The 13008-nt window shown below is 34.1% G+C and carries 15 protein-coding genes and 2 pseudogenes; 3 read left to right on the forward strand and 14 right to left on the reverse strand.

Translation table 11 applies throughout. The features are described from left to right. Positions 1-541: 541 nt before the first annotated feature. From F0342_RS10820 to F0342_RS10855, 9 genes and pseudogenes are all read right to left on the reverse strand, one after another. A pseudogene (locus tag F0342_RS10820) lies at positions 542-1552 on the reverse strand (DUF3231 family protein). Positions 1553-2232: 680 nt separating this feature from the next. After that, positions 2233-2468: pseudogene (locus tag F0342_RS10825) on the reverse strand (DUF3977 family protein). Positions 2469-2930: 462 nt separating this feature from the next. Further along, on the reverse strand, positions 2931-3191 hold the full coding sequence (locus tag F0342_RS10830) for a hypothetical protein (RefSeq protein ID WP_149155934.1): 261 nt from the start codon (positions 3189-3191) through the stop codon (positions 2931-2933). A gap of 447 nt (positions 3192-3638) precedes the next feature. Next, positions 3639-4061 carry an NUDIX hydrolase gene (locus F0342_RS10835; RefSeq protein WP_149155935.1) on the reverse strand — a complete coding sequence of 141 codons (423 nt, stop codon included), beginning with the start codon at positions 4059-4061 and terminating at the stop codon, positions 3639-3641. Positions 4062-4088: 27 nt separating this feature from the next. After that, positions 4089-4727, reverse strand: coding sequence for a hypothetical protein (locus F0342_RS10840; protein WP_149155936.1), 639 nt, complete (start codon positions 4725-4727; stop codon positions 4089-4091). A 205-nt stretch (positions 4728-4932) separates the two neighbouring features. Beyond that, positions 4933-5163 (reverse strand): hypothetical protein, encoded by a 231-nt coding sequence (locus F0342_RS10845; RefSeq protein ID WP_149155937.1) that lies wholly within the window; start codon positions 5161-5163, stop codon positions 4933-4935. Between the two features lie 117 nt (positions 5164-5280). Further along, a complete protein-coding gene (locus tag F0342_RS10850) occupies positions 5281-6102 on the reverse strand; it encodes an MFS transporter (protein ID WP_262481700.1) in 822 nt (273 codons plus the stop codon). 13 nt (positions 6103-6115) lie between these two features. Continuing rightward, positions 6116-6466, reverse strand: a complete 351-nt coding sequence (locus F0342_RS25400; RefSeq protein ID WP_262481701.1) for an MFS transporter — start codon at positions 6464-6466, stop codon at positions 6116-6118. A 306-nt stretch (positions 6467-6772) separates the two neighbouring features. Then, on the reverse strand, positions 6773-7180 hold the full coding sequence (locus tag F0342_RS10855) for an Lrp/AsnC family transcriptional regulator (protein WP_149155938.1): 408 nt from the start codon (positions 7178-7180) through the stop codon (positions 6773-6775). A gap of 133 nt (positions 7181-7313) precedes the next feature. Here F0342_RS10855 and F0342_RS10860 point away from each other — a divergent pair, with 133 nt between their 5' ends. Together F0342_RS10860 and F0342_RS10865 are read left to right on the forward strand one after the other, a co-directional pair. Then, positions 7314-8093, forward strand: coding sequence for an MBL fold metallo-hydrolase (locus F0342_RS10860; RefSeq protein ID WP_149155939.1), 780 nt, complete (start codon positions 7314-7316; stop codon positions 8091-8093). Positions 8094-8146: 53 nt separating this feature from the next. Beyond that, on the forward strand, positions 8147-8554 hold the full coding sequence (locus F0342_RS10865) for an ester cyclase (RefSeq protein WP_149155940.1): 408 nt from the start codon (positions 8147-8149) through the stop codon (positions 8552-8554). A 366-nt stretch (positions 8555-8920) separates the two neighbouring features. Here the strand turns inward: F0342_RS10865 and F0342_RS10870 are convergent, their stop codons facing one another. From F0342_RS10870 to F0342_RS10890, 5 genes are all read right to left on the reverse strand, one after another. Then, positions 8921-9283: a hypothetical protein gene (locus tag F0342_RS10870; RefSeq protein ID WP_149155941.1), complete on the reverse strand. Its 363-nt coding sequence runs from the start codon at positions 9281-9283 to the stop codon at positions 8921-8923. 200 nt (positions 9284-9483) lie between these two features. Continuing rightward, positions 9484-9708 carry a GIY-YIG nuclease family protein gene (locus F0342_RS10875; protein WP_149155942.1) on the reverse strand — a complete coding sequence of 75 codons (225 nt, stop codon included), beginning with the start codon at positions 9706-9708 and terminating at the stop codon, positions 9484-9486. Positions 9709-9725: 17 nt separating this feature from the next. Further along, positions 9726-9974: a hypothetical protein gene (locus tag F0342_RS10880; protein WP_149155943.1), complete on the reverse strand. Its 249-nt coding sequence runs from the start codon at positions 9972-9974 to the stop codon at positions 9726-9728. Positions 9975-10084: 110 nt separating this feature from the next. Then, a complete protein-coding gene (locus tag F0342_RS10885; protein ID WP_149155944.1) occupies positions 10085-11989 on the reverse strand; it encodes an AAA family ATPase in 1905 nt (634 codons plus the stop codon). 226 nt (positions 11990-12215) lie between these two features. After that, on the reverse strand, positions 12216-12617 hold the full coding sequence (locus F0342_RS10890) for a nucleoside/nucleotide kinase family protein (protein ID WP_188048495.1): 402 nt from the start codon (positions 12615-12617) through the stop codon (positions 12216-12218). A 98-nt stretch (positions 12618-12715) separates the two neighbouring features. Between F0342_RS10890 and F0342_RS10895 the strand changes: the two genes are divergently transcribed. Further along, positions 12716-12895, forward strand: coding sequence for a small acid-soluble spore protein H (locus F0342_RS10895; protein ID WP_149155945.1), 180 nt, complete (start codon positions 12716-12718; stop codon positions 12893-12895). Positions 12896-13008 lie beyond the last annotated feature (113 nt).

Genomic DNA, 13008 nt, shown 5'->3' on the forward strand with positions numbered 1-13008 from the left:
CGTAATTAAAGAACTTTTTAACATCGACTTCTTGCAAACCCATAATTATATAGGTTTTTCAAGCTAACCTGAATCGTTAGTTTAAGTGAAAATTTTCACAACCTCACCCATCTTTGATTCTAAAATGATAACAGAAATTAAAAATTTATTGCTCAAGTTATTCATAAGTATAAAATAATTTCTAAAAAGAAAAGGTACCAAGGTAGTTTATACAAGGTACCCTGAAGCAAATCCTCTTATTAATAAACCAATCTTAAAGTTACTTGCTGAACCGTATCGGTATACTCTGTAATAATGTGTTGTTCCATTAAATGGCCAACAAGAAGAAAGAGCACAATTCTTACTCCAGAATCGCGCACTTTAATTGAACAAAGTAATCTATAAGGATTAATTTAAAAACAAACGATTTTCTTCTATGTTGTCATTAGCTCAAACGTATATGAGAAACGCTAAAAATACAAGAAGTTGTAGAAAAACTTACACCTGTTTTAAAACGATAATCATATTAAATGAACATTTAAAGTCCCTTTTAATACCTATGTTATCTTTTTATCATTTGATTTCGATCCTCAACCTGTGGTGGTTTTTCCATCCAACCATTTTTGATCATAATTATTCCACCTTGTTTTGCAAAATCAAAAATATCTTTTGTAAGGAGTGCCATTTTCGCCGGTAAATCAGTTCGTAAACTAAAAGCACCGCCAAGTGCATTACTCCCAAGTCCAAATGTGGTTAACAAACTGGTATTATACATCATCAATTTATCAGAGAATGGAGTGACAGTCGAATTAGTCGCTTTTCCGGCATGAGTAGCCGGTGGTTCAATGTAATCTTGTCGTAAAAATTCACCTAGTGATGTTTCGACTTACTTAGATAGTTCCATTCCTTTAACAAAATGATTTCGCACCTGTTGATCATGTGCTACTTGTGCAAATCCGATCATAAATTGCATTCCCGTAAGGTTTGTCTCAATCGCATTATGTATAAGAGAAATCTCAATTGTGTTTAAGGATCTTTCATTACTGAACCAATTTAATCCTGTCATATAATTTTTATCATGTACAAACTCCACTTCTTTTGGCATCGATACATAAGGGGAACGAGAAAGAACTCCTGCTTCTAAAAGAACATTGGTCGCTTGGTCATATGCCTCTTGTGCTTCAGTTGTTAATCGTCTAAAAAATTGTCTTATATCTTGACGGTAAGACATAGTCGAATAGAGCGAGTAAAGAGCAGTTCCTAATTTAGACATCATGTGTAAATACATGACATCATACATATAATCGAATAACTTGGGAGCCCCTTTATTCACGTCGTTTTCAGTAAACCCAGCTGGAATAACTGCACCTTCCTGCTGAAAAATAGATATCACAAACTCTACACTTTCAGCAGCTCGTTCATAATAAGACTGCAGAATTTTCCGTGTTTCCTCTTGTTCAACATGTTCAAGAAAGTACTCTAGAAATCTCATGATCATTGTTTTATCTTGATACGTCATCCACAAGTTTGCTAATTCTGAAGATGTAATTGGTACTCGATTTGAACTACTCATCCAAAAGCCTCCTAATCCTATTCTTTTATTAACATTACCTAATGGATAAAATTTTATAAATCAATATGTGTTTTTTAGTAAATTAGAAAATCACAAACCTAACGGGTTCTTACACTTCATTTATTTTGAAAAATCTCTTCGGAAATACGATTGCTTTATTTTTGATACATATATAAGAAACATAGGAGGGTATTCTCGAATAGAAACGATATCATTCCAATATCGACTTTCCTCTTTTTTGATTTATTCCATTCTCATTAAGAGTATAAACGTTGAAATACTCCAAGAGAGTTTCCTGACCCCTGGAATTGCTTATGAATAACAAATAAACTAATCCAAGGAGTATTATCAGAGGGATTATTTATGCAGTAATCCACTAATCCTATGTAATTATTATCCTGCTTGATTAGCAGTCGAGTAGTATTTAACTTCTTGGATTCTTCCTACTCAGAAAAGATATCATCGTAGTTAATAGTGCTTTTATTTTTAGACATCTGATTATAGGAAGAGTTTGAATTCATAATTTCTAGTTCAATCTTCCATTTATTTATTTCGTTAGTTTCAAAAGTATTCACGTCCAACACCCTTTCCTACTTTCAATGTTAATCGATGCTACCCAATAAACACAACAGAGTGCCTGTTTGTTCAGCAAACGCCCCCTTATAATTTAAGATAGCTACTCAATAACTTGTTATTCCAAGGATAAGTTTAAAAGCATTTCGATCCTTCTTCATTTTTTTAAATCCTTCTTTAAAGTCAATAACTATGACAGTTTTCAAGAGCCATATTCTTAAATATACAGATTGGAACTTTAAAGGACGAATAATTCCTTTTCCTCATACTCAGTACCATCCTCAAGTTCAGTTTCCGTCCTAACAACCCAAGTATTCCCTATTCCAAACTCTATGTATTTCATCAGTACCCCCCATTACATAAAAGAAGTAATCACCATACCTTTGAGTATAATTATTAACACTTTATAATTAGACAAAAATCAAATTTCGGTTTATTCCGTTAAACTGCCCCTTTAATGGAATAATTCACTGTCTTTGCCTATACTTATTTTACCATAGGTTAGGTTGCCGATTTAACAGTTTATGATTTGTTTTTAACAGACAAAACGACGAGGTAATTGACACTCATTTTGGCACCTTTTTTTACGAGGACAATAGGTGTTATCCGGTATGAAAATCTTGTAATTTGGACTGCCATTTACACGATTATTGCTTTATAAACCTTGAAATAATAAGAAACTGACCTATGCCAATCCATAGGTCAGTTTTAATGTCGTTTATACAAAAAGCATCCGAAAACGGAATCCTTTACTTAAAATGGGGGTCAGTTTTTTTATGGATTCATAAGGGCTTTTTATCTCTCCCTATAATACGTAGGCGGAAGAAACATAAGCAACAGCTACTGACAAAATAAGATAAAGGGAAAACATTTTAACGTCCTTCTCAACAATCTTTTTGATGGCCAAAGTCAGTATGAATAAGGAGAACAAGGCAGGACCAGCTATGTTTACGAAATATGAAAATTCAGTTTCCTGTCCATATACTGAGAGATAGAAGGCTTGAAAAAGCGCCCAAACTATTAATAAACCTCCCACTACTTTTACCAATACATTTGATTTTTTCATATTTATATTTACACCTCCCCTTATAGTGATAAAGAACTAAATTGGAAAATTTGGAAAATTATTTACATTTTTTCTCGAAATATGTTACTTTTTAACAGTACCATATATTAGGAGGAGGAGAAAACATGAAAAAATAAAGCTGGCCTATGAGGTTCAATAAGCTGATCAAACTTCTTTTTCAAATCTCGCATTTCATTCGACATATGTTCTAGTGTATTCATAACAACAACACTTCCTCCTTTTATCTATTCACTTTATAAACACAGTTAGGAGGATATAGGATACGGGGAAATTAAAAAATTCGCAGTGCTTGTATTTACCTACTTTTAATCCCAATTATTTCATAATCAAGCAGCTTACTCTAGAAAAACTTTAAACAAAAAAGAAGCTCATCCTATTCCGGATAAGCCCCCTATAATGGAATAAGAGTTACATAATTTATTATTATTAATTGAAAATTGGCTTTAAATAGTCTGCGTGACCTCTTATTAGATCAACTTCTTCATCAGATGATATCCAAAAAAATTGAAAGGTAAGTCCTTTTTCTTCTCCTCCACCTGTTGGATTGTGTTCCCATTCATCAGCAATTTCCTTGCAAATTATCTTATAGAAATACCTATTATGTATAGCACCATCATCATTTTCCCAATAGTCTTCTGATATCAACTTATTCACTTCAAACCATTGGATTCCAGTTTCTTCTTTAATTTCTCTAATTACCGCGTTATACGTGTCTTCATACTCTTTAACTGTACCTTTAGGTACTTGAATACCTGCCTCTGGGATATTCTTGTGCCGAAATACCAATACCTGTGTCTTCTCGTCTCTTACTCTTGTGACGTATCCATAAGCTTTTTTTATTGGTGTCATAAATACAATCTCCTATGTTATCAGTTCTTACCTAACGTTGATTTCTTTACCGCTTTCGTCGAATAACTTAAACGTTAAACCAATTTGATTGGCTCTGTCGCCTTTGTAGTACGGTAGTGACAGGTCTTTTGGAACTGGTTTAGCAATGAAGAAAGCGTCTTTGTTCTTTGGAACGGTAACGGTTGTTTTGATGTGTGATGTAACATGTTTTTGTTTGCTGACGGAAAATTGTTGTGCTTGTAACACGACGCTTGCAATTGGTACATTCCCGTATAAATCATTGATTCGTTTTCCGTAAAGGATTTCAAATAAACCATCTTTTGTTTCGATGACACTTGCTGTCAGACCACTTGTTGTTCCCCACTGGACCATCCAATCGTTTTTTTCTGTGATGGGCGGAATCCGATACTTCCCGTTCCATTTTTTCTCTAGCAATGCAAATCCGTTCATCTCTCCGTATTGTTCACTTTTGACGCTAAAGAAGGCGATCGCTGATTTGTCACCAAGTTTGTCCGTTTGATGCACGCTTACTTTATCGCGGGTGAGGGTTTGTATGGCAGCCGCCATTTTTGAATCGTGTAAGGTGAGTGTTCCCTTCTCGCTATTTAGAATGAATCCTCCAACAATCAAGCCAACTAATAGTAATACAATAATTAATCGTTTCATCAATTCTCCTCCAAGATAGATGTTATGACAATCTTGTTTATTAAATTACACAAAGCATATCTCCAACTTCATAATTTCGATTAGAAAAGTCTATTCCCCTTCTTTTTCAACTAAACTGCCCTTTAATGGAATGTAAATAAAGCTGAAGACCAGCTGCCTGATCTTCAGCTCTTGCCCCCGGTTTAGGTACATTTGAAACCAACAGTTATCCAAAGTGATTATGAAAACACCAAACAATAAGAAACAAACTCACTACTCCCCAAGCTGTGGCACTCACTATCCACCAAATTATGGATTTAGCTTTTGTTGAACTTTCCTCGTCTTCCACATTTGCTGTTACAAAAGCGAGTTTACTTTCCATACCTTTTTTCATAGAAGTAAGAACAGCAAATCCGATTATTATGAAAACAATAGTTATCCAGAGTAATAAGTCCAAATTTTACACCTCCTTTTTTTGTGTGAAATACTTTCCTTTCAATCTTCTTTGTTCAATTAGCTGATCTTCCATTATTGCCCCTTTAATTGAAGATTTAATTTTCTAAGTATGAATGTATTAAGAAGTGCTTTTGAGTACGGGTTCTTCTGCAAAATACTCGGATTTACTTGGCATAAGAACCAACCTTATTTGCCAAATACTTATCACAAGCATTAATGTAGAGGCAGCAATAATACTATACCTAACCGGAATAATATCACCTGTAAAACCAATCAATAAAATGAAAATTACCTGAAGAAAACTTTGAAAGATACCGTATATGCTAGAAATCCTCCCCATCATTTTAATAGGAACATTATTTTGATAAAAAGTCATAAACCCAGTGCCGGAAAAAGAGTTAAAAAAACCTAAAATCATAAATCCAATAGCTACTGACCAAAAGGAAAAAGAAAAAGCATAAACCAGATAGCCCACTGAAACCATAAAATAACCAAGGGAAATTAGGATTCTTATTGATAATTTTTTAGCAACCATCGAAACAGTAGTTGCCCCTAGAATAGAACCCACTCCTGTTAAACTTATAAGTAATCCATATTCTGTCTCAGATAAATTTAATACCTTCTGTGTAAAGGCAACCTCTTGGGCATCCATTCCAAGTGCTACAATCATAAAAAATTGAGCTAAGAAGTACACTTTCACTATAAATAGACTGTTTTGACTAAATTTAAATACTTCTTTCCAGTCACTTTTCAATATTTTCAAATTAATCTTGCGTACTGTGACATCAATTCCAGTATTCACATTTGGTAATAAATACACCATGATCGCTGAAATAACAAAAGAAAAGGCATTTATCCATATTGATATATTAACAGAGGTAATGAGTAGGAGTGCCCCAGAAATAGCAGGACCGATTAAAAAGGCACTAGATGTAATCAAACTCCTGAAAGAGTTAAATTGTTTCCGGCCTTTCTCTGGAACAACATTCGTGATAAGTAATTGCTGCTGGTTCAAAGAATGCTTTTGAAACGGAGAGAAAGAATAGACATACATATATAAGCCAGATAGAGCTGAAGAAGGGAATGATTGCTACCAAAGTTGCACGAATAATGTCTGTTACAATCATTATTCTGCGAATGTTCAATCGGTCAATAATACTCCCAGACCAAAATTTCGTTAACATCGAAGCTATAGGTCCTATAATCCATAACCCCGCTACAGCAGCAGCAGAGCCCGTTAGTTTTAATACTAAAACATTGATGGCAACAAGATAAATAAAATCTCCTAAGGTTGATATGCCCAATCCAAATAGTAATAAATATGAATTCTTTTTTTGTGAGAAGTTTGGTTGATTAATATTAACACCCCATCAAATGGATTCTAGTATATACTTTTTCTACAAAAAATTGGGAATTTCCTGTAAATATTAATACTTGTCACAAATAATTCATACCTAAAAAAGAACCCTAAGAATAAGGGTTCCCTTGTTCCATTAACCTGCCCCAATAATTGACGATGGACAATAACAGAAGATTAATTAGCTGTCTTCAGTTATTGCCCCCGTTAGCTTAAGTAAATTTATTCACATACTCTCCATTGTATTGATTCTCTATTTAATAACAATGGATAATTTATAATTTGCATGCTCATTTAACCCTTCCAAAAAGTTATCCATTAATTCATTGGATGGAAATTTACATTCAAGAAGGTAACAACCATCCCCACTGATTTTATAATTGCGTACAATGTATTGTTCCTGCGTTTTGATGAATGATAAATATGGCTGATGGTTAGTGCTCTGTGTAATGATCGTTAGAAAAGCATGTATATAAAATCCCAATTTGACTTGATTAACTTTTACAGTATATCCCTCAATAATTCCATTATCCTCTAATTTCGCAACTCTGGCTGAAGTAGCTGGTCCAGTCAAATGGACTTTCTCACCTAATTCTTTCATCGTGATACGACTGTTCTTGGATAATTCATCAAGGATATGCATATCCGTCTTATCTAACATTTTAATAATCCTTTCATAAATAAAGTGAAACTGCCGAAAGACTTTTTTTAGCCCATGTATTCGTAAGTTGGTCATAGTTTAAACTAAAAGAGTGCTTCAAATCAATAAAAAAAGAAAAGGAGAGTTAATATATATGAATATACATCACATACGTAATGCAACAGCGGTTGTAGAATATGCAGGCAAAAAGTTTTTGATTGATCCAATGTTAGCGGAAAAAGGAACTATGCCGCCTTTTGGAACTGGTGTTGGTTTACCCCCTGCGCCAAGAGAAGACCAAAATAATCCTTTGGTAAGCTTACCGACATCCATTGACAATATTATATCTAATATTGATGCTGTCATTGTCACTCATCTGCATCCTGACCACTGGGATGATGATGCAAAAGAAGCATTGCCAAAACAAATTAAAATATTTGCCCAAAATCATGAAGATGCGACGGAAATTGGAAACGCTGGTTTCAAAAATGTAGAGATTTTACAAGAGGATACAGTTTTTGAAGATATCCAATTATTTAAAACGAAAGGCGAGCATGGTAGAGGCGAAATCTTAAAGCATGCTGGGGAAGTATGTGGCGTTGTCTTTAAACACTCAAATGAGAAAACACTATATTTTACTGGTGATACAGTATGGTATGAAGCAGTCCAAGAAATCATCGATGCACATAAACCTGAAATCATTGTGGTCAATGCAGGATATAATCAATTCCTTGTGGGTGGCCCTCTTATCATGGGGAAAGATGATGTTTATGAAGTGTACAATGCTACCCCTGATGCAAAAATTATTGCTGTCCATATGGAAGCAGTGAACCATTGGGGACTGTCTAGAGAGGAATTAAAGAGCTTTATAAATGAAAAGGGAATTTCCTCTAATGTGTTAGTACCTGATGACGGGGAATCTTACTCATTTTAAGCGGAAAACCAGACAAACCGTGAGTGAATTTTAATATGAGGAGGTGCATTGGTATGTCAGTTGAAGCAAATAAAGACTTAGTTCGCCGTTTTTTTGAAACGATTGAGCAAGAGAACTACGAGGCACTTAAAGATTTTTGTCATCAAGACTTTGTATTTTATCCGCAACTTGATACGCAGTTTCCTGGGGGAGAAGGCCTTATTGAATCGGAAAAGAAAAACTTCGATGCCTTTCCAGACTTTAAAATGCCGATTAAATCCATGGTTGCTGAAGACGACCTAGTAGCAGTCTATTTTATATTCGAAGGTACTCATACTGGCACCCCATTTTTCGGTGTCCCTGCAACTGGAAATAAGGTTAGGTTTTCTCTAATGTTATTGTTGCGAGTTTCTGAAGGGAAAATTATTGAGCAAAGATCTCATGTTGACGTAAATGACATTCTTCGCCAGCTTAACGCTTAATTTAGAAGGATAAATTCATATGTGTTCGCCTAGAGACCCTTTAAGGGTCTCTTTTTTATGTAAAAATGACTATTTACCCAGCAAGGAATATTTTCATATTTATCCTAAAGTTAAATCAAACTTTTACGAGCCCTTTTAAACTAACCTACCGTTACTTGAACAAAGGGCGGCTACTGTATACAGCAAACCTCTCAGAAATTTGAATTTATTAATATACGAGTTAAAAATAAAAGGTTTCAAAAAGCCAATCTTCGATTATACTGCCCCGTTAGCTAAAGATGCTAACGATTGCTGGCATAGTTGAAGGGAGGCGACGGCTTGTTCAGAAAACGCCCCCTTAAATGGAACAATGATTTCTATACCCTCCTAGCGCTGAACAAACTCAAAGGAGGTTACTTTCCCAGTTATTTCACCTTTAAGATTTATGGAATAACTAGCAATCTGACTTGTCGCTTTTTCAGGGTTTGTTAAACCATCCTTCAAGTTAAAAGTCACATCCCAGGCTTTTGATGTGCTGCTGAAATGCGTCTCATTCGATAACAACTCAACATCATCCATTTTTATATCTACGTTGCTCTCTTCATTGAAATTGGCTATATCTTTCTCGAACTCCTCCATAGTAATTTCCTCAGCTTGCTCTTTTGTTGTTTCTTCAGTCTCATCATTTCCACAACCGACCAAAGAGAAAATTGCTAGTAAGGTAATAAAAATAACAGATATTTTCTTCATAAAATTTTCTCCTCCTAATTAGTAACCTTTACGAGCGGGACCCATAAAAGGTTTCATTTTTCTTTTTCATCCTCAATTAAACTGCACCGATAATTGAATAAGGACAATAGACAGGAAAACAGGAAATTAATTCGCTTATCTTTAGCTATTGTCCCGTTTCTTAAAATGTGATTTTGTGATTTGAAATTATATTTGCTTTTTCACCATCTATTTCTAACCCATTTGCCTCTTGGTGTATCCCAATTATCAATTTCAGTCTGATTATATAACTTTTCTTTTGCACTATAAGTTTCGAGCCAACTTTTTTCAAACCTGTGTAACTGTGAGTTGTTACAATAGGTTATTATTTTAAATGCAAAGCTTTCCTTCCCATATTCCTTAAAATCCTCGTTTACTTCTGTATATTTATGTTTTCCTGATTTCATTTTCAATGCATGAGATTTTAGCCTACCAAAAATATGGTGTGAGAATATCGATTAGTTTTTATATTTTGAAATACATATATTCCAATTAAGTCTTGTGTGTTAAGTCTATATTTTTCTTCACCTAACTCCCACACATCATCAAATGATAACAATTGATTTAAATACTTTAATTCCCACTCAGTAAAATTTTTTTCTCGTTGTTTCCATCCCCATTTTTCCAATCCATCCTCTCTTTTAATTTTATGATATCCGCTTTCACTACCCACGCCCCTAAATCGAAAAAGAAAAGCTACCAAAAATGACAGCTTTAATCTTAAACCTTATTCTCATTACCATTTAGATGAACAATCAACTTTTTTAATAATAAGTTGAATATTTACTTATCCTCACTTGAGGGTGCTACCTGCTCGTAAGCAATACCTCCATTTGACAGTAAACCTTCCATTATACATTTCCATTCAGAATTAACTTCCGCCCAAGTGTCCCCCCAGTTTTCAGAAATAAATTTATACGCCTTAAATGGCTTGTTATTACTTGGGGCAGAATAACCAAGCAGATCCTCCATACATTCTCTTAAGGCTATCACTCTTGATTGATCACCTACTGCGTCTAAAATTGGTTGATTATACGAGTAAGCTCTAAGTGTATCTTTATCTCTGTCATGAATGACAAAAGGTGTTATACCTAATGCCCTTAAATATTTTACTAACGAAATAATTGTAGCTTTCCCTCTTGCCCTAACTACTTCCCAATTATATGAGAACTCTTTATACAAACTTTCAGGCATCCTAGATAAGGATTCACGTATAACAACTTCTTCTGTGTCCCCCTCAATTATTAAAACATTCCTTGAGAAGAATACCTTACTTATACCATCGTCAATCTTTAGTAGCATTTTAATATAAGTTTGGTCATCAGCTACTAGATTTTTAAAAGCATCACTCACACTAAAAGGGTTACAAAAAACCATCTCTATGTTTTTATCAATGCCCTTGTGTTCAACTAAAACATTTTCGACAAAAAAAGAATTCAAAGTTTGATTTGCCTTTTTACTTAAATCTATCATGTATGGAGAATGTGTGGTACAGATTATTTGGTTGTTTGCTTCTAGTGATAAATCATAAATTGTATCTCTCATTTGTTTTGCAGCTTGCGGGTGTAAATATATTTCGGGCTCTTCAAAGGCAATTAATAGTGGCCTAACATACTCACTTGATTGCTCTCTCCTTTTGTTTTCTCTTATACTTCTATACCTAAGCATCGCAAAGACGGCAGATCGAACTACCCCCGCGCCTTGATAATTCACAGAAGTATTAATATTACTTCCCAGCTGCACGCCAAAATTAGGAATTATGACTTTGTCTGCATTAGACAAGTTAGCTTTGGCTAAGAAAGCAGTTTCAGGAAAGACATCTCCTACTACTCTGTTTAAATCTCTTAATAAATTTGCGAACTCACTATTTTCATCATCAGGATCCAATTCTTTAGCAAGTTCATCAAGATAGTGTTGTGCTTTGCGAAAATTTTCTGATTCATCTCTAACATCTTCAAAAAGTTGTTTGAGAGTTTGCATCAGCGCTCCGTTATTCGCTGAAAGCTCTTCACTCCTAGATTTATCAGATATTAACAAATATTTAGGCAGCCTGTGTGACACATTAGCTGCTATGCCCCCGGGATTTTCAAACCACTCTATTTCATCATGATTAATATCAAATAATTCATCCACTCCAAATGCCTCTAGTTCCTTCTCCATATTAGAGGTCATATTTTGAGTGAATTCCTTATTTGGAAATAAATCTGTGAATATTTCTTCTTCAATCCCTTGATCTATGTAATCTTGTATTTTTCTACAATCGTTAAATATCTCCTTTTTTGTACTCTTAAATTGCTTCATTTCTACTTTGTATTTTTGATTGGGTTTAAAAGTTTTTCTGTAAAAGATACTAAGCCCAGTATCTCCTTCTAATCCCAAAGTGTCATACTCAAAGATACGTTGTTTATTGAATCCTCTCCACTGGAATGCCTCTTCTGGAACATTTCTAAATTCCCCGGTTAATACAACTTCATCACTTATTTGATCATTATTTTCAGCATCATCACGAACACAGCAAAAATCTTCGATCGTCATTTTTTGGATATCATTTAGTAAATACTCAATTGCTTTTAATACTGAACTTTTCCCTACATTATTGGAACCTATCAAAAACGTAGCTTCAGAACATTTTCCCTCTGTTTTAAAGTGTCTTCTAAACCCTTCAATTGATAGTGAGTGTAGCCTCAAGTTAATCTCCCCCTAGTTAATATATAACCAAATTATACCATTAATTTACTTAAAGGTGATTAATTTACAATATTCCATTAAATGGCCCTAAAATGAAAAATGAGCGCTTATTCTTGTTCAAGAATTGCGCCCATTAATGTAATAACGAAAATAGAAACACGGATGCAAATTCGCTTATTTTTCTTCACTAAAGCCTCCATTAGCAATAGAAGAAAAGTATTGAATTCTAAACAAAATCTGGATTACTTAAATCATTATTTTTAATGACTACATCCGCATTCAATTGAGTTGAATGTTGCTTTAAATAGAGTTTCGAAGCTGCATGATACCTTTTAATGAACATTTCTTCGGCTTCTTCATAGCTTCCAAAAGCTCGTTCTTCCCGTTTAGCACCTCTTTTTCTCGCTAATTCAAAATCAGTATTTACGAATATTTTAAAGTCATATAGGTTACACAAATTCTGCTTGAATAAAAAGGTCCCATCTACAATTAAAATCATATCCTTGGTTGCTACTTTTACTTCTGGATTAACATACTCATCCTTTGCTAAATTTAAAGAGATGGTTTGGTAATGAAGATTTCCATTTGGTCTTAAAGGAATTAACAGCTTTTGCTTTTTAATAGTCATGGAAAATTAACATGGAAGTAGTTTCAATTACAACAAGTATATCTAAGTTATTTGGAACAAATATTATAACTATTGAAAATCGAAAGGAGGTGGCTACAATGAACGCACAACGAGCACAAGAACTTGCTTCTTCGCCAATTATGGCTAATGTAACCTGTAATGGAGAAAAAATTTATATTGAGCATGTGGATGAACAAAATGGAACAGCTACAATCCATTCCCTCGATGCACCCAATAATAAACAAAGTGTTTCTGTAACAAGCTTAAATGAACAGTAATTTATTAAGTATTACCCCATATTAAACCACCACCTTCAGGTGGTGGTTTCGTTTTTGATTAAATTCAATTGAAACCTCCTTCTTACAAAGCCTTTTCAATAAATTGGTCCAAC

Source organism: Bacillus sp. CH30_1T (assembly GCF_008364765.1).
Taxonomy (GTDB): domain Bacteria; phylum Bacillota; class Bacilli; order Bacillales; family Bacillaceae_B; genus Rossellomorea.